This window comes from Psychrobacillus sp. FSL K6-1415, assembly GCF_038003185.1.
GTDB classification, from domain to species: Bacteria; Bacillota; Bacilli; order Bacillales_A; family Planococcaceae; genus Psychrobacillus; species Psychrobacillus psychrodurans.
Map to the genome: position 1 here is coordinate 1,284,735 of NZ_JBBOOQ010000001.1, position 17,749 is coordinate 1,302,483.

16 protein-coding genes are annotated in these 17,749 nt (G+C 36.2%); 11 read left to right on the plus strand and 5 right to left on the minus strand.

Annotation, left to right across the window (positions count from 1 at the left end; genetic code table 11):
• Positions 1-11: 11 nt before the first annotated feature.
• Positions 12-641 carry a YktB family protein gene (locus tag MKY60_RS05910; protein WP_340879325.1) on the minus strand — a complete coding sequence of 210 codons (630 nt, stop codon included), beginning with the start codon at positions 639-641 and terminating at the stop codon, positions 12-14.
• 157 nt (positions 642-798) lie between these two features.
• Here MKY60_RS05910 and MKY60_RS05915 point away from each other — a divergent pair, with 157 nt between their 5' ends.
• Together MKY60_RS05915 and MKY60_RS05920 are read left to right on the plus strand one after the other, a co-directional pair.
• Complete coding sequence (locus MKY60_RS05915; RefSeq protein WP_090562975.1) at positions 799-996, plus strand: hypothetical protein; 198 nt, start codon at positions 799-801, stop codon at positions 994-996.
• 104 nt (positions 997-1,100) lie between these two features.
• On the plus strand, positions 1,101-1,907 hold the full coding sequence (locus tag MKY60_RS05920; protein ID WP_340929042.1) for an inositol monophosphatase family protein: 807 nt from the start codon (positions 1,101-1,103) through the stop codon (positions 1,905-1,907).
• Positions 1,908-1,931: 24 nt separating this feature from the next.
• Here the strand turns inward: MKY60_RS05920 and MKY60_RS05925 are convergent, their stop codons facing one another.
• Positions 1,932-2,117: a YlaF family protein gene (locus MKY60_RS05925; RefSeq protein ID WP_090562968.1), complete on the minus strand. Its 186-nt coding sequence runs from the start codon at positions 2,115-2,117 to the stop codon at positions 1,932-1,934.
• A gap of 104 nt (positions 2,118-2,221) precedes the next feature.
• On the opposite strand from MKY60_RS05925, the gene typA reads away from it, so the two are divergent.
• The gene (gene typA, locus MKY60_RS05930; RefSeq protein ID WP_090562966.1) at positions 2,222-4,069 is read left to right on the plus strand and encodes a translational GTPase TypA; all 1,848 of its coding nucleotides are present in this window, start codon (positions 2,222-2,224) and stop codon (positions 4,067-4,069) included.
• Positions 4,070-4,090: 21 nt separating this feature from the next.
• Positions 4,091-4,417, plus strand: coding sequence for a YlaH-like family protein (locus MKY60_RS05935; protein WP_241596089.1), 327 nt, complete (start codon positions 4,091-4,093; stop codon positions 4,415-4,417).
• Positions 4,418-5,280: 863 nt separating this feature from the next.
• Here the strand turns inward: MKY60_RS05935 and MKY60_RS05940 are convergent.
• On the minus strand, positions 5,281-5,484 hold the full coding sequence (locus tag MKY60_RS05940) for a YlaI family protein (RefSeq protein ID WP_093494369.1): 204 nt from the start codon (positions 5,482-5,484) through the stop codon (positions 5,281-5,283).
• Positions 5,485-5,495: 11 nt separating this feature from the next.
• On the minus strand, positions 5,496-5,993 hold the full coding sequence (locus MKY60_RS05945; RefSeq protein ID WP_090562961.1) for a hypothetical protein: 498 nt from the start codon (positions 5,991-5,993) through the stop codon (positions 5,496-5,498).
• A gap of 176 nt (positions 5,994-6,169) precedes the next feature.
• On the opposite strand from MKY60_RS05945, the gene MKY60_RS05950 reads away from it, so the two are divergent.
• The 3 genes from MKY60_RS05950 to pyc all read left to right on the plus strand — a co-directional run bounded on the left by MKY60_RS05950 (position 6,170) and on the right by pyc (position 11,134).
• On the plus strand, positions 6,170-6,451 hold the full coding sequence (locus MKY60_RS05950; protein WP_093494370.1) for a YlaN family protein: 282 nt from the start codon (positions 6,170-6,172) through the stop codon (positions 6,449-6,451).
• A gap of 66 nt (positions 6,452-6,517) precedes the next feature.
• A complete protein-coding gene (locus tag MKY60_RS05955; RefSeq protein WP_093494371.1) occupies positions 6,518-7,681 on the plus strand; it encodes an FtsW/RodA/SpoVE family cell cycle protein in 1,164 nt (387 codons plus the stop codon).
• Between the two features lie 12 nt (positions 7,682-7,693).
• Positions 7,694-11,134, plus strand: a complete 3,441-nt coding sequence (gene pyc / locus MKY60_RS05960; protein ID WP_241596084.1) for a pyruvate carboxylase — start codon at positions 7,694-7,696, stop codon at positions 11,132-11,134.
• A gap of 744 nt (positions 11,135-11,878) precedes the next feature.
• Here the strand turns inward: pyc and MKY60_RS05965 are convergent.
• Positions 11,879-12,790 (minus strand): COX15/CtaA family protein, encoded by a 912-nt coding sequence (locus MKY60_RS05965; RefSeq protein WP_093494373.1) that lies wholly within the window; start codon positions 12,788-12,790, stop codon positions 11,879-11,881.
• Positions 12,791-13,114: 324 nt separating this feature from the next.
• On the opposite strand from MKY60_RS05965, the gene cyoE reads away from it, so the two are divergent.
• The 4 genes from cyoE (at position 13,115) to MKY60_RS05985 (ending at position 17,749) form a co-directional block, all read left to right on the plus strand.
• Positions 13,115-14,038, plus strand: coding sequence for a heme o synthase (gene cyoE, locus MKY60_RS05970; protein WP_090562947.1), 924 nt, complete (start codon positions 13,115-13,117; stop codon positions 14,036-14,038).
• Positions 14,039-14,140: 102 nt separating this feature from the next.
• Positions 14,141-15,223: a cytochrome c oxidase subunit II gene (coxB, locus tag MKY60_RS05975; RefSeq protein ID WP_340880814.1), complete on the plus strand. Its 1,083-nt coding sequence runs from the start codon at positions 14,141-14,143 to the stop codon at positions 15,221-15,223.
• Positions 15,224-15,257: 34 nt separating this feature from the next.
• On the plus strand, positions 15,258-17,120 hold the full coding sequence (locus MKY60_RS05980) for a cytochrome c oxidase subunit I (protein WP_090562941.1): 1,863 nt from the start codon (positions 15,258-15,260) through the stop codon (positions 17,118-17,120).
• Positions 17,121-17,122: 2 nt separating this feature from the next.
• Entirely contained in the window at positions 17,123-17,749 is a 627-nt protein-coding gene (locus MKY60_RS05985) for a cytochrome (ubi)quinol oxidase subunit III (RefSeq protein WP_269921378.1), read from the plus strand.

The window sequence follows — 17,749 nt, forward strand, 5'->3', positions numbered from 1 at the left end:
GGAGGTGCATATTATTTCATGTGGACCATCGTTTTATATATTGGCAATAAATGATCAAATGTTTCTTCTGCAAGTTCCAAGAACTCTTCTTCAGTAAGTTTTACAGCTTCTTCTCTACTAATATGACGGCCAACTAAAAATTCTGCCTTTTTTACATCTTTTAAACGAACCAGTAGTTGTTCAAGGCCATCTTTCTTTTCTTTTTTTAGCAAAGAGGCTTCAGGCTTCATATGATCTCCAGAAACAATAAAATCTGCGGGCAATTTGTTAAATAATCCTTTTTTCTTTAATAACCGTTCAGCAATAGCTACTTTATCGGGTGCCTCATAAATAACAGCTAATATGATGAAAGCGTGGCTACCCCACAGTCCTATTTGGAAGTGTGGTAGAGCTTTATATCCTCTCTTATAAGGTGCAAATGCGACCCAACTATCTTTTGGAGGATTAACCGAACGTCTTGCATGCTTAGCTACATGGGGATAATATTCTTGTCCAAGTATTGTAGAAAAATAATGACTATAATGACCGCCTAACTCCTCGAATTTCGGTCTAATTTTTTCGATTAATCCAGCCATTCTGTTTTCAAGTCCATCTATTTGAAAGACATCAAAATCTTCAACTGTCCAAAATGTTTTGCTCATATGTAAACTCCTTTCAACTTCTATGTTTATTTTATAGGAAATTTGGGTAAAAATCTTGTAAGTAGTATTTTTCAGTAGACATTATTTATATGGTAGCATATTTTATTATAAAGAATCTTCTGAATATTACGATATAAAATAAGAAGGGGTGGTTGTGATGAGACAGGTAGTGCATATTATTCGTAAGGAAGACATGGAAAAAGAGAAAATTCAAACACTAAAAATGGAGTTAGATTATGAGTTAGCGACCTTATTTGACGCAATGACAAATAAAAATGAAAAAGAGATAAGTGCTTCTAAAAATCGATTAGCTGAAATTCACCAGCTTTTGGAGGAACTAAATGCTCTCGATTAATGTTTCCATCATAGGAGTACCTTAAAAAACACCTGCTAATGAAAAGACAGCCGGTGTTTTTTTCTTTATACTAAAAGTATAGGTGTTAAGAAGGGGTGGAACGATTGGATATACACAAGCTTGATACATATGCAAAGTCGTTAATAAAGGAAGCGGCATATAACATTAAAACTTCTCTGACTTCCGAACTCATCATTGAATCGAAGTCAGAGGCAAATGATCTAGTCACTAATATAGATAAAGAGACAGAAAAATTTTTTATAAAGCATATTAAAGCAGATTATGCAGAGCACCGAATATTTGGAGAAGAAGGATTTGGAGATGACATAAAGGATTTAAGTGGTTTTGTATGGTTACTTGATCCAATAGATGGAACAACAAATTTCATTCATCAAAAACAAAATTTTGCTATATCATTGGGAATATATAAGGATGGAGTAGGAATCCTAGGATATATATATAATGTTATGGAAGATACATTACTTAGTGGGTCCTTAAACGGTGGCGCATATCTGGATGATTTACGTTTGCCAAGGTTAGGTGCTTCTTCGGTTGAGGAGGCAGTTGTTGGTATAAATGCAAGATGGGTAGTGCCAAATAGATATGTACATCATGAAGGGATGGTGAGCTTGCTTAAAACCGTCAGAGGTACTAGGTCACTTGGATCAGCAGCAATCGAAATAGCTTATGTAGTGACTGGAAAGTTAGATGCTTATATATCTATGCGATTATCACCTTGGGATATAGCCGGAGGAATGGTCATAGCAAAAGAAGTAGGGGCAATTGCTACTAATTTAGCATTTGAGCATCTAGATTTACTAGATGCTGATAGCTTTATCGTATCCAAACCAGGATTACATGAACAATTATTGACAGATTATATTCAAATAAAACAAAATCCAGCAGATTAAATCCTGCTGGAAAGGAATAGGCATTTAAAGTAAGCCTGCGTCGCGCATTTTTTTCTTTGTTTTGAAACCAAATCCCATAATGACGAACAATAAAATAAGGAATACAAAAATAAGTGGAATATTCCGCAGTGCAATAGCAATTCCGACAAGTGCCATTGATAAAATTGCACCTAAAGAATATAGTACGAAAATCCATTTAATATGACCCAAAATAATTACCTCCAAAATAAATGATAAAAAATAATATTACTTTAGTTTCACTTGTGATATAATAACACAGTTATGGACTCGAAAAAAGAATATGGAGTGGAAATATGACAAATATACGTCAAGATTTAAGAAACATTGCAATTATAGCACACGTTGACCATGGGAAAACGACATTAGTCGACCAATTATTAAAACAGTCAGGTACTTTTCGTACAAATGAACATGTTGATGAAAGAGCCATGGACTCGAATGATATAGAGCGTGAACGCGGTATTACAATTTTAGCAAAAAACACTGCGGTCAATTATAATGGAACGCGTATTAACATCCTTGATACACCTGGACATGCTGACTTCGGTGGAGAAGTAGAACGTATTTTAAAAATGGTAGATGGCGTTTTACTTGTTGTCGATGCATATGAAGGGTGTATGCCTCAAACACGTTTTGTATTGAAAAAAGCGTTAGAACAAAAATTAACACCAATCGTAGTAGTAAACAAAGTAGATAAAGATTCAGCTCGTCCACTAGAGGTAGTAGATGAAGTTCTAGAATTGTTTATTGAATTAGGTGCAGATGAAGATCAACTAGAATTCCCAGTTGTTTATGCTTCAGGTGTAAACGGGACTGCTTCTTTAAATGATGATCCTTCTAAACAAGAAGAAGATATGAAATGTCTATTCGAAATGATTATCTCAGCGATTCCAGCACCAATTGATAACTCTGATGAGCCATTACAATTCCAAGTAGCACTATTGGACTACAATGACTATGTTGGACGTATTGGTATTGGTCGTGTATTCCGTGGGACAATCGAGGTTGGGCAACAAATTTCATTAATGAAATTAGACGGTTCCGTTAAGAACTATCGTGTTACAAAATTATTCGGTTTCTTCGGTTTAAAACGTGAAGAAATTCAGTCAGCTAAAGCAGGAGATTTGATCGCGGTGTCAGGTATGGAACAAATCAATGTTGGTGAAACAGTATGCCCTACAGATCACCCTGATGCGTTAACTCCGTTACGTATTGATGAGCCAACTTTACAAATGACATTCTTAGTAAATAACTCACCTTTTGCTGGTCGCGAAGGTAAATGGGTTACTTCACGTAAAATTGAAGAGCGCCTACGTTCTCAACTAGAAACAGACGTTTCTCTACGTGTTGAAGATACAGAATCTCCAGATGCATGGACTGTTTCTGGTCGTGGAGAGCTTCATTTGTCGATTTTAATCGAAAACATGCGTCGTGAAGGTTACGAGCTACAGGTTTCTAAACCAAAAGTTATTATACGTGAAATTGACGGTAAAAAATGTGAGCCAATCGAAAGAGTACAAATTGATGTGCCAGAAGACGCTGTAGGCTCTATTATTGAATCGATGGGTACACGTAAAGGTGAAATGATTGACATGGTCAACAATGGTAATGGCCAAGTTCGTCTAATTTTTATGGTGCCAGCTCGTGGATTAATTGGATATACAACAGAATTCATGTCCTTAACTAAAGGTTTCGGTATCATTAACCATACGTTTGATAGCTATCAACCAGTAGTTTCCGGTCGTGTTGGAGGACGTCACCAAGGTGTTCTTGTATCAATGGAAACTGGTAAAGCAACAACTTATGGTATGATGCAAGTGGAAGATCGCGGGACATTATTCCTTGAACCAGGTACTGAGATTTATGAAGGTATGATCGTTGGGGAAAATACTCGTGATGCTGATATCACTGTAAATATAACGAAAATGAAACAAAAAACTAACATTCGTTCAGCTAATAAAGACCAAACTAATGTTATTAAAAGACCTCGTATTTTGACACTTGAGGAAGCTATTGAGTATTTAGGTGATGATGAGTATCTAGAAATTACACCTGAGTCTATTCGTCTACGTAAACAAATTCTAGAGAAGAATGAACGTGAACGTGTTACGAAGAAAAAGAAAAATGCAGAACTTGAATAGAAACTGAAAGGGTGAATAACCTTGGAGGAAAAGCAATTCGTATTTGGTAGAATGTCTAGTATAGCGAGATATATTTATGAGGTTATGCCAAATTTCGATATAGCTGGTTATGTGCTATTTGTTTTAATTTTCTTGCTTTCTGTGCTTGTGTACAAGCTTGGATTTGCAAAGAAATTGCGTTTTAGTCAAAATGTTGTAATTTACGTATTCTTGTTATTAGGATGCTTAATGTTGACGTTCCTCGCGTTTTTCCTTCCTGTTGTGGAAGGGTTAATCGTGGCAGCATTGATTTTAATTATTTACAAAATACGCTTACGACTTGAGAAAAAACAAAGCTCGACTACTTAAATGTAGTTGAGCTTTTTCTTTTTTTTAAAAATGAGCAAAATATGTGAAAGCACTGATTAAGGGGAAATACTTAACAAAAATTCAGTCATATACCGCTGATTTTCGTTTCAGGCGGACGTTTTCTGCAGGCGAGGCCAAGCTCCCTCGGTACAGAAGGACACTATAATCGAATTTTCGACACAAAAATTTGAGTTACTTGCCTTTGTTCAAATAAAAGCTTCCGCTGGGTCTCGACTTTTTCGCTAATCCCTCTGGAGTTCCTGGCTTACACTACAATCAATTAAGTAATTAGCTATTATTTATGGGATGAAGGATAATCTAAAGGAACTATCCATTGCAGTCGACCCCGGAGTAGAAAACAACTAAGTATTTCAATTCTACACATTAAGGTTTTGAAGGGAAAAAATTGGATATATTATCCACTTCGCAAGTAAAAGGTATTAGATGGCAAGTAAACATAGACTAAGAGCAAGTAAATAATATATGGCCGCAAGTAAGCCAGTGATTGAAGCAAGCAAACAATCGATGAGAGAAAGTAAAGATAAAATAGGCTCAAATCATTCGTAAATGATAAGAAAATAGTTGGTATCTATTGTATAGAGTTTGTGATAGTGCTCCCGAAATTGTATCTTCGAGAGCTTCATCTATGAATAAGAAAGCATCTTTTCTCTAGTTGTCAAATAAGATTACCGAAAAAAGGATGCTGGTTGATTGTGACTGACATCACAACCAACCAGCATCCCTAAAAATTAATTCGGTAATAATATAACAAAACAGCTACCTAAAGCACTTCCGAAATAATAAAAACAGGTTTTGGCCTGAAAAGACTGAGTGTTTAAAGCCAGCTTTTCGTATAATTAATATTAAAACTCGTTTTCAATTAGTCGTGAACTCTTGTAAAAAATGAACTTTCCGGTTGCAAGACGACGGTTAGTTCTTTCTTCAATACGGTCATGACAATCTGGACACATATACGTGTGAATTGGGCGATTTCTCAGCTTCTTAGCCAGTGGTAAATCATTTGGAAGTTCATCAATTCGATCGCAAATGGCACATTGTACTTTCATCTATACATCTCCTATTCTACACGAAACGCTGTGACAGATTTTATCGGAGTATTAATATTTGATCCATCTTTTTTTAATATATGGACAGGGCCGTCCTCACGAAGTGGTTTCCCCTTATGGCTAAATTTTAATAATAACGTATCTAAATCTTCAAAAGAAAATATATGTTCATCCTCTGTCGTTTCGACCACAACTTTTGTTGCATTTGGCAATGGCTCAGAATTTAGGATAAATGGTTTCATATCAATTCCGAAAGTACTTGTTAGTGCTTTCGTACGGTCAAATTTTTTCTCAGTTTGTAAAGTTGGTGGATTTGTAGATCCTTCAATGATTTCACGGGACCAATGAGCTGATGTGACCTTAGTATACTCTTCTAGTTCATCTTTGTACTCATACTCACCAGAAAAAAACTCATCCAAATCGATTTTACGATCATCGAAAATCCAAACGGTAGGGTCTAACGTAATATTAAATTTAACTGCACCTTTAACTGGTATGATAAGTTCCAACAAAATTGCCTCCTCTAAACTATCTAATCATAATTAGTATACCTTTAAATTGAAAAGTTCTAAAGAATATTTAACTATTTCTATAAGTTAAATGAGAGAACACTTGCAATTTTTCTGTTCAAAAGATACACTTTAGGAGATAAATAATTAGAAATTATAAAAATGGGGGCGTCCTCATGGATACTAATATACAAATTTCGTATCAAGATAAGGCTTTAGAGCTTTTGAAAAAAGATGCAGAAAAGATTGCACAGCTTATAAAAGTGCAGATGGATAACTTAACGATGCCTCAATGCCCTCTTTATGAAGAGGTTTTAGACACACAAATGTTTGGATTATCACGTGAAATAGATTTTGCGGTAAAACTTGGCCTTTTAGAGAAAAGCGAAGGGAAAGAGATTATCGCTTCTCTTGAAAAAGAATTGTCTGTTTTACATGAGATTCATACAGAAAGATAATTATAAAACTCAAACAAACTAACTGTTTGAGTTTTTTTTCTATATAAAGAAATAGAGGTATAATACATGATTTCATATTTAAAACGTTATGCAAGAAATTTCGACTACCCATTATTTTTTGTCTACTTAGCTTTATGCTTATTTGGGTTGGTAATGATTTATAGCGCTAGTATGGGCTGGGCAGTACTCAATTACGGTTGGGATCCTGACCATTTTTTCAATAAGCAAAAATCAAATTTACTGCTTTGTATACCAGTATTTTTTATAACTGCTTTTTTTCCTTATAAGCATTATAAAAATAAAGTAATGATGCAACTAATGCTTCTTGTTATGTTTACTCTTTTATTTTTAGTGCATATTATCGGAGTTGGTGGAGAAAGTGGTTCTCAGAGCTGGATCGACTTAGGTTTTAATATCCAACCCTCCGAAATTGCAAAACTAGTAATAGTTTTATATTTTGCTGGAATATTTGCAAAAAAATCAGAAAATGGTACATTAGATAAATTAAATGAATCCGTGGGACCACCATTGATCGTGTTATTTTTTGTTTTCGTGTCAATTATGATGGAGACAGACGTTGGGAATACAATGATTATTAGTTTCGTAGCTATTTCAGTAATTGCAGCTAGTGGAATTAAATTTAAATCATTTTCCAAAATAATCGGATTAATTGGTATAGTTATCGTAGCGGGTCTATTTGCCATCTATATGATGAAAGATGCATTATTGACAGATCGTCGTAGAGGAAGATTAGAAGCATTTTTCAATCCCTTTGATTACGAGCAAGGGTTTGGCTATCAAATTGTAAATGGTTATATTGCCATTGGATCAGGTGGTTTAACCGGCTTAGGTTTAGGGAATTCCAATCAGAAATATGGATATTTACCGGAACCACATACTGATTTTATCATGGCTATCATAGCAGAAGAACTTGGACTAATTGGGGTATTAATTGTTTTATGTGGTCTGTTCTTTATTGTATTCAAAGCGATTAGCATTGCCTTATCTACAAAGGATTCTCAAGCTCGTATGATCGCTGCGGGTATTGGTAGTATTATAGGTTTTCAAACTTTTATAAACTTAGGAGGAATGCTTGGAATTATCCCGCTGACCGGGGTACCACTTCCATTTATAAGTTATGGGGGTACTTCTATTATTATTTTATCGGCAGCACTAGGGATATTGATGAACGTATCTATGTTCGTGAAGCATGAAAAAAATAGACAATAAGGGGTGTATGGGATGAAAAAGATTAAAAAGATTGTAGTTGCAAATAGAGGGGAAATTGCAATACGTATTTTTCGAGCATGTACAGAGTTAAATCTTCGAACAGTAGCTATCTACTCAAGAGAGGATAGTGGTTCGTTTCACCGATTTAAATCTGATGAGTCCTATTTAGTCGGGGAAGGTAAAAAACCAATCGATGCATATTTAGACATTGAAGATATAATTCGTATTGCAAAAGAAAGTAAAGCTGATGCAATCCATCCAGGGTATGGCTTTCTTTCGGAAAATGTAGATTTTGCGAAAAGATGTGAAGAGGAAGGGATTATCTTTATCGGACCTACCTCTAGACATTTAGATATGTTTGGAGATAAAGTGAAAGCTCGTGAACAAGCAGTATTAGCAGGTATACCCGTTATTCCAGGAAGTGATGGACCTTTAGATACTGTTGAAGAGGTACGGGCATTCGGTAAAGCTCACGGATATCCTTTAATGATTAAAGCATCTTTAGGTGGCGGCGGTCGTGGAATGCGCGTAGTTCAATCTGAAGATGAGCTTGAAAGTGCATATGAACGTGCTAAATCAGAGGCTAAAGCTGCTTTTGGCTCTGATGAAGTCTATGTTGAACGCTGTATTTTCCAGCCTAAACATATTGAAGTACAAATTCTCGGTGATACTCAGGGTAATTTAATTCATTTATATGAACGCGATTGTTCAATTCAAAGAAGACATCAAAAAGTTGTGGAAATAGCACCTTCAAATTCTTTAAATTCAGAATTGCGCGACAAAATTTGTAAAGCGGCTGTCCAATTAATGACAAATGTTTCTTACATAAATGCTGGAACAGTAGAATTTTTAGTGACGGAAGATGAATTCTTTTTTATAGAAGTAAATCCTCGAATTCAAGTGGAGCATACGATTACAGAAATGATCACCGGTGTGGATATTGTTCATGCACAGATTAAAATAGCGGATGGCACAGCGCTTAATAGTGAGGAAATGGGAATTCCAAGCCAGGAAAACATGCCGTTATTTGGATTTGCTATTCAATCGCGTGTAACAACAGAGGATCCATTAAATAACTTTATGCCAGACACAGGTAAGTTAATGGTTTATCGCTCAGGTGGTGGATTTGGAGTACGCTTAGATGCAGGAAATGGGTTCCAAGGTGCTGTAATATCACCATATTACGACTCATTATTAGTGAAGGTTTCTACTTGGGGAATGTCCTTTAAAGAAGCAGCAGCTAAAATGGACAGAAATTTGCAGGAGTTCCGAATTCGAGGGATTAAAACAAATATTCCTTTTTTGGAAAATGTCGTAAAACACCCAAGCTTTATTTCTGGTCAGTTTAATACAAGTTTCATCGATTCAACTCCTGAATTATTTTTATTCCCAAATCGCAAAGACCGTGGAACTAAATTATTAAATTATATAGGGAATGTTACGATTAATGGTTTCCCAGGTATCGAGAAAAAGTCTAAACCTATTTTTGGTGCTATCAGAACACCAAGTTTTGATCTGAGTACTGCTCCTCCAATCGGCACAAAGCAAATTTTAGATGAACATGGTGCCGATGGTGTGATTAATTGGGTTAAGCAACAACAAGGTGTATTGTTAACGGATACTACTTTCCGTGATGCTCATCAATCACTATTAGCAACACGAGTTCGATCTCACGATATGTTTGGAATAGCAAAGGAATCTGCACAAGGGATGCATGATTTATTCTCCTACGAAATGTGGGGAGGGGCAACTTTTGACGTTGCATATCGTTTCCTAAAAGAAAATCCTTGGGATCGTTTGATAAAAATGAGACAAATGATTCCAAACGTATTATTCCAAATGTTATTCCGTGGAGCAAATGCAGTAGGTTACAAAAATTATCCGGATAATGTGATAAAAGAGTTTATACAAAAGTCTGCAGAAGCTGGTATCGATGTATTCCGTATCTTTGATAGCCTAAACTGGATAAAAGGGATGGAAGTTGCTATAGATGCAACTAGACAATCAGGGAAAATTGCAGAAGCGGCACTATGTTACACTGGAGACATTTTAGATGATTCTAGAGACAAATATACGGTGCAATACTACAAAGACATGGCAAAAGAATTAGAAAACGCAGGGGCACATATTTTAGCGATTAAAGATATGGCTGGACTTTTAAAACCAGAAGCTGCTTATCGTTTAGTAAGTGAGTTAAAAAGCACAGTTGATATCCCTATTCATCTTCATACACATGATACTAGTGGTAACGGAGTATATACGTATGCAAAAGCTATAGAAGCAGGAGTGGACATAGTGGATACGGCATTAGGTGCAATGGCTGGTCTAACTTCACAACCGAGTGCAAGCAGTTTAAGTTATGCGCTAAAAGGCTCTAATAGAGAGGTTATTGGAAATATTGAGGCATTTGAAAAAATCTCTTATTATTGGGAAGATGTTCGCAAATACTATCAAGATTTTGAGAGCGGTATGATGAGTCCTCATACTGAAATCTATGTACATGAGATGCCAGGGGGACAATATAGTAATCTTCAACAACAAGCTAAAGCAGTTGGACTAGGAGAGCGCTGGGAAGAAGTAAAGGAAATGTATTCTCGTGTAAATCTATTATTTGGTGATGTGGTGAAAGTTACCCCATCCTCTAAAGTGGTAGGGGATATGGCTTTATTCATGGTACAAAATAATTTAGATGAAGTTTCTGTTATTACGAGAGGGAAGACAATCGATTTTCCGGATTCTGTTATAGAGTTTTTTGAAGGCTATATCGGACAGCCTTACGGAGGTTTCCCACAAGAATTACAAAAAGTGATTCTAAAGAGTCGCCAACCGATAACAGTTCGTCCAGGTGAATTACTCGAGCCGGTGAACTTTGAAGAAATAAAAGAAATATTATTCCATAAATTAGAACGACCTGTTACGAGTCAAGAGATTCTTGCTTACACTCTATATCCTAAGGTTTTTGAAGAATATAGTGAAATGGATAAAAACTTTGGTGATGTTTCGGTATTAGATACACCAACATTTTTATACGGATTGAGATTAGGGGAAGAAATTGAAGTGGAAATCGAGGTAGGAAAAACTTTAATTATCAAGCTTGTTTCTATAAGCGAGCCAACCCATGATGGAAACCGTATTATTTATTTCGAATTAAACGGTCAACCACGTGAAATCTCTATTCAGGATTTGAATGTAGAAGTGAGCCATCTATCTAAACCAAAGGCAGATTTGACAAAAGAAGGTCATATTGGGGCAACTATGCCAGGTACTGTTCTAAAGGTGGCAATTTCTACAGGCAGCAAAGTGAAAAGAGGTCAACATCTCCTTATTACGGAAGCTATGAAAATGGAAACTACCGTACAAGCCCCGTTTAATGGAGTTGTAAAAGAGATTCATGTTATTGCTGGAGAGGCAATTGCAACTGGTGATTTGCTAATCGTGATGGATAAAGAATAACCAATAAGCAAAGGCTGTTAGACATTCCTGTCTGACAGCCTTTTATTTTAGAATAAGTATATAAAAATATCCGGTGAACACGGGGTTCATGTGACTTTAAAGAAAGTAAAATACTACAGTTTTCCGTTTCAGTTGGATGCTTTCCGCGGGCGCGGCTTCAATCTCCTCGTCACTGCATTCCTCCGGGGCTTTCAGCTAGTGGTGGTCCCACTGGAGTCGCACCTTTCACTACAATCAAAATAATGTGTAGTAATCAATCTAAATTTAGCGCAGCTTTTTGCTAGGGATAATAAGATTAATCAGTTAATGTAAGAAGAAAAGCTATCTGAAATTGCAGTTGAATTAGAGATACTATTACTTAATGATGAATGAAGTAGATTTTCTTTAATACTATTTAAAATTAGGAGAAGTAGTAAGTTTTCACCAAATAAAGAAGTGAGACAGCGAACAAAATTCTATCTTCGAGAGCTTCCTCTATGAATATGAAAGTGTCTTTTCTCTTGTTATCATAACGCACTTACCTGTTTCTAAGAGAGTTGCAGGAGGGCACGGATAGCTAATCGCCATAAGATTACCGGAAAAAGGGATATGCTTGGTTGTGACGTCAGTCTCATCCAAGCATATCCCCAAATATTCACTCGATAATCAGAAGCAAGACGTCTGTCTAAAGCCCTTCGGAAACGATAGAAAAAGGTTTTGTTCTTAAAGGACTTGGCGTTTGTTTACCCTGCTTTTCTTTTGTTCTTAGTCATTCATTTTACTTCTTGATAATAGTAGAATCATATAGCATAACAGACCGAATAATAAGGATATAAATAAAGAATGCAATAAAGCTATGTAAAGATTTAGTTTAGTCAACACGACTAACATACCGGTAATTACTTGGCAGGAGACTAGTATTAAAGAGATGACCCATCCCCAGTAAATTGCCCGTTGATCTTTATAATTTCGCATTACGTGAATCGCTATGATTAAAATCCAAATAAATATTAATCCTGCAGCAGCTCGATGCCCCATTTGTACCCACTCATATAAATTAGAAGGAAGTGCAAACTGGTCGTTATTACATAATGGCCAGTCATTACATATAAGACTAGATTCTGTATGTCTAACTAATGCACCGGTGTATACGACAATATAAGAATAAAGTGTAACACCAATTGTATGGAACTTTAATGTTTTGCCGATTCTGATTTTATCTGTATCGAACTTACGGTCAATCTCGAAAACTAATAAGGTTAATAATAAAACTGAAGCGAAGGAGATGAGAGAAATACCAAAATGAAGAGCCAATATAAAATCGCCTTGTCCCCATTTTACCTGTGCTGCTCCAATTAATGCTTGAGCGACTAAGAAAAATACCGCCATTGCTGATAAGAATTTTGTTTCTCGAACATGTCCAAGTGCCTTCCATGACCAAACTGCTAGGGCGACGATTAATATACCAACAGCCCCTGTAACTAGACGGTGTGAGAATTCAATCAATACCTCAGCTGTTATTACATCAGGTATAAGTTGTCCGTTACAACCAGGCCAGTGTCTACCGCAACCCATACCACTATCGGTTTTAGTAACTAATGCTCCTCCTAAAAGAATGAGCAGCATACCAACTGTAGATGCAACAGCTAACAATTTTAAATTTTTATGAATGTGCAATACGTCACCTACTTTATGTATCTTGCTCGTCTTAAAAAGACGGTATCTGCTTTTTGATGATATCGAATCACGGAGGAAAATACAATGTATAACCTTCAAACTAATAGGTAGAGTAATTGCATTTCACAAATTGTTCATAAATTCGTACTCGAACATTCACAAACAATGCACGAAAATGCATTACTATTGATATGTCCTAAGTATATAAAAGAGTATCTCAACTATATTTATGCGAAAATTATCATTAACTGTAGAAATTACTTAAGATTTTCGTTATAGTAAAAGGTAGCGGAATATGCTTACAACTTTGAAAGGAGGGACAGCATGTCAAATGGTCATTCAATAACCGCAACTAATGAGACTGAAACTGAACGAGTAAACACTTCATTTTTTCAAGATTTTTTATCGCTCATTAAAATAGGTATAGTCAATTCTAACTTATTTACAACTTTTACTGGTATGTGGCTAGCATTTCAATTTACCGATCGTAACTTTCTTCGAGAGTTGGATATATTATTTTATACGTTAATAGGGTCCGGAATGATTATCGCGGGTTCTGCAGCAATGAATAATTTTATCGATCGTGATATAGATCCTGTCATGAAGAGCAAAAAAGGAAGACCAACAGTTACTGGAAGGTTTAGTCCATTAGCCGTGCTAATAACTTCTTTTTCACTATTGATTGTAGGTGAAATTTTATTGTTTTTGGCCTCTACTTCAGCGGGAGTGTGGGGACTAGCAGGAATCGTCAGCTATGTTGTGTTATACTCGATGTGGTCTAAACGAAAATATGTGAGTAACACAATAGTTGGTAGTATATCTGGTGCAATACCACCTTTAATCGGGTGGGCAGCTGTTGAACCTAAATTAGGTTTTGGGGCACTTGCTTTATTTTTAATCATGTTTGCATGGCAACCTCCGCATTTCTATGCGCTTGCGATGAAGCGTACAGAAGAATATCGAGCTGCCAATATCCCAATGCTACCAGTAGTAAAAGGTTTTAAACGTACAAAAGTGTCAATACTTTTATGGATTCTACTATTATTCCCATTACCATTTTTATTAATGGAATTAGGTATAATATTTGTTGTTTTGGCAACTGCACTAAATCTTGGTTGGTTATACTTCTCCATCAAAGGTTTCCGTGTGAAGGATGATATAAAATGGGCAACAGGTATGTTTATATATTCCTTAAACTATATGACGATATTATTCGTAGCGATAATTATTTTTTCTATTTTTATTTAATCCTTGGAATTCTTTCTTTAGTCAACAAGAATTCATATAAACAGAACCACCACAGTCCAAAGAAACATGAAAACAACTATGAAAGAGGGGTTTGATTTAGCTATGATGAAAGGGCTTAAAAAATGGCGACTTTTTTCACTGTTAGCAGCTCTAACGATTTTCTTATCGGGTTGTGGCGAGGAATACTTATCAACGCTTACACCTGCAGGACAAGTCGGTAGAGATCAATTTAACTTGTTATTACTATCTTCTGCTATTATGGCTTTAGTTATTATTGTAGTAGTAATTATTTATGTGGTTGCTCTAGTGAAATTCCGTCGCAAAAAAGTTGGGGAAGATGTTATTCCTAAACAAGTAGAGGGAAGTCATACGCTTGAGATAGTATGGACAGTTATTCCAATATTACTGTTAATCGTACTTGCTATACCGACTGTTTACTATACTTATAAACATGCGGATGTAGCTGCAATGGATCAAGTCGATGAAGAAGGAAACAAAACAAATGTAACTGTAAATGTTAAAGCAAGTCTTTATTGGTGGGAATTTGAGTATCCGGATTTAGGAATTGTTACAGCTCAAGAGTTAGTAGTTCCTACGGATCAAAAAGTTTATTTCAATTTAAAAGCTGCTGATGTGAAACACTCCTTCTGGATTCCTACAGCTGGCGGTAAAATGGATACAAACGTAGAAAATGTTAACCAATTCTATTTAGAATTTGATGATGCATCTGCTAGTCTAGAACAAGGTGTGTTCTACGGTAAATGTGCGGAACTATGTGGACCGTCACATGCCCTTATGGATTTCAAAGTGAAAACTTTAGAACCAGAAGATTTTAATGCTTGGGTTGAAACAATGAAAACTAACGAGCATGTTGCAGAAGGTGAACTTGCTTCTCAAGGTGAAGAAATTTTCAATACTAGCTGTATTGCTTGTCACGCAACTTCAGGTGCTGGTACTACCGGCGGAATGGGTCCAAACTTAGCAACTTTTGGTGATCGTAATCGTGTTGCTGGATTTATGTCCCATGATGAAGAAAGCTTAAAAGAATGGATTAATGATCCTCAATTATACAAACCAGGTAACTTAATGCCTCAGCCAGAAACTATTAACGACGGCGAAAAATTTAGTGAAGACCAATTAGATGCTCTTGCAGCATATCTAATGGGACTATCTGTAGAAAAATAAGTTCCGCAGATAATTTATGAGGGAGGTTAAAGTTGTGAGTTCTATCGCAAAGAAAAAGGGCTTTGGCGCAACTTTATGGGACTATTTAACAACGGTAGACCATAAAAAAATCGCAATCCTTTACCTTGCTGCCGGCGGTTTGTTCTTCGTAATCGGTGGTATCGAGGCAATGCTTATTCGTATTCAATTAGCACAACCAGATAATGATTTTGTAAGTGCTGGTCTTTTTAACGAAATTATTACAATGCATGGTACAACCATGATATTCCTTGCAGCCATGCCTATATTATTTGGATTTATGAACGCAGTCATGCCTCTTCAAATTGGCGCACGTGACGTAGCGTTTCCATTTCTAAATGCGCTTGGTTTTTGGTTATTCTTGTTTGGTGGTATTTTCCTTAACCTATCTTGGTTTATGGGTGGAGCACCTGACGCAGGATGGACTTCTTATGCATCATTATCATTAGCATCACCTGGTCATGGTATTGACTTTTATGCACTTGGGCTACAAATATCCGGTGCTGGTACTTATATAGGGGGTATTAACTTCCTAGTAACAATTATTAATATGCGCGCTCCAGGTATGACGTACATGCGTATGCCATTGTTTACTTGGACTACATTTGTAGCTAGTGCATTAATATTATTTGCATTCCCACCACTTACTATTGGATTATTCTTCTTAATCTTTGACCGTATGTTTGGTGGTAACTTCTTTGATCATACAATGGGTGGTAATACAATTATCTGGGAGCATTTATTCTGGATTTTCGGGCATCCTGAAGTGTATATCTTAATACTACCTGCCTTTGGTATATTCTCAGAAATATTCGCTTTGTTCTCGCGTAAACGTTTATTTGGCTACTCATCTATGGTCTTTGCAACCGTATTAATCGGTTTCCTAGGATTCATGGTTTGGGCTCACCATATGTTTACAGTTGGTTTAGGACCAACAGCTAATGCGATTTTCGCAGTTGCTACTATGGCAATCGCTGTTCCAACAGGTATGAAAATCTTTAACTGGCTGCTTACAATTTGGGGTGGTAGCATTAAAGTCACAACTCCAATGCTATATGCATTAGGTTTCATCCCTTCATTCGTAGCAGGTGGGGTAACTGGTATTATGCAAGCAGCAGCACCGCTTGATTACCAATTACATGATTCATACTTTATCGTTGCCCATTTCCATTATGTAATCGTTGGAGGGGTAGTGCTAGCAATTCTAGCAGCGGTACATTTATATTGGCCGTTAATGTTCAATCAAATGTTAAATGAAACGTTAGGTAAATGGACATTCTGGTTCTTCTTTATTGGTTTCCATTGTACGTTCTTTATACAGCATTTCTTAGGACTTATGGGTATGCCTCGTCGCGTATTTACTTTCGGAGCAAACCAAGGTTGGGATACTTTCAACTTAATCAGTTCTGCAGGTGCTGCACTCATGGCAATTGGTGTAATTATACTAGTAATTAACATCATAATTACAGTTGTTAAAAACGTTCCTGTTGGTAATGACCCTTGGGAAGACGGACGTACTTTGGAGTGGGCTATTCCACAACCAGTTCCGTTTTATAACTTTAAACAAACTCCACTTGTTCGTGGATTAGACACTTTCTGGATTGAAAAACAAGAAGGTAACAAAGAAGGTATGACATATGCAGAACCAGTTTCTGATATCCATATGCCTAACAATTCTTTCATTCCTTTTGTTATGACGATTGGTTTGTTCATCGCAGCTTTTGGAGCACTATACAATGGTGAAAAAGATTGGGCAATTCCAGTATTAGTACTAGGTTTAGCAATTACACTTGGTTCTATGGCTGTTCGTTCGATTAAAGACGATCATGGTTTTCATATTCACAAAGAAGATTTAATGAATGACGAAGGGGGTAAATAATTATGGACTTTAATAAAAAGTACACCCCACAAACTTGGCCAGATCATCCTGAGCAAGTTACTTTAGAAGGTAAGAATAAATTTTTAGGCTTTTGGTTATTCCTAGGTGGAGAGACTGTACTATTTGCAAGTTTGTTTGCTACTTATTTAGCGTTAAAAAACAAAGGTCCAAGTGGTATGACTTTCTCTACTGATACACTTTTTGAATTACCGTTAGTATTTGTTATGACGATGTTACTATTAACTTCTTCATTAACAAGTGTGTACGCAATGTATCACATGAAAAATCACAATTTTAGAGGTATGCAAACTTGGTTAGCTATAACAGTTCTTTTAGGATTAGCTTTCTTATGTTTAGAGATTTATGAGTTTAACCACTATGTACATTTAGGTTTTACTTATGGTCAAAGTGCTTTTTCATCTTCATTCTTTACGCTTGTAGGTACTCATGGATTGCACGTAGTAATTGGGTTGGGATGGATTATTCTATTAATGTTACGTAATGCAAAACGTGGATTTAGTTTGTATAATGCACCAAAATATTATACTGCTTCTCTATACTGGCATTTTATTGATGTAGTGTGGGTATTCATCTTTACAGTAGTATACTTGATGGGAGTTGTTGGTTAA

What these genes read in the sequence shown, in the direction of transcription:
- typA (WP_090562966.1), top strand. Translation starts at nt 2,222, where the DNA reads ATGACAAATATACGTCAAGATTTAAGAAACATTGCAATTATAGCACAC.
- MKY60_RS05985 (WP_269921378.1), top strand. Translation starts at nt 17,123, where the DNA reads ATGGACTTTAATAAAAAGTACACCCCACAAACTTGGCCAGATCATCCT.
- MKY60_RS05940 (WP_093494369.1), bottom strand. Translation starts at nt 5,484, where the DNA reads ATGAAAGTACAATGTGCCATTTGCGATCGAATTGATGAACTTCCAAAT.
- MKY60_RS05955 (WP_093494371.1), top strand. Translation starts at nt 6,518, where the DNA reads ATGATTTCATATTTAAAACGTTATGCAAGAAATTTCGACTACCCATTA.
- MKY60_RS05915 (WP_090562975.1), top strand. Translation starts at nt 799, where the DNA reads ATGAGACAGGTAGTGCATATTATTCGTAAGGAAGACATGGAAAAAGAG.
- pyc (WP_241596084.1), top strand. Translation starts at nt 7,694, where the DNA reads ATGAAAAAGATTAAAAAGATTGTAGTTGCAAATAGAGGGGAAATTGCA.
- MKY60_RS05910 (WP_340879325.1), bottom strand. Translation starts at nt 641, where the DNA reads ATGAGCAAAACATTTTGGACAGTTGAAGATTTTGATGTCTTTCAAATA.
- cyoE (WP_090562947.1), top strand. Translation starts at nt 13,115, where the DNA reads ATGTCAAATGGTCATTCAATAACCGCAACTAATGAGACTGAAACTGAA.
- MKY60_RS05950 (WP_093494370.1), top strand. Translation starts at nt 6,170, where the DNA reads ATGGATACTAATATACAAATTTCGTATCAAGATAAGGCTTTAGAGCTT.
- coxB (WP_340880814.1), top strand. Translation starts at nt 14,141, where the DNA reads ATGATGAAAGGGCTTAAAAAATGGCGACTTTTTTCACTGTTAGCAGCT.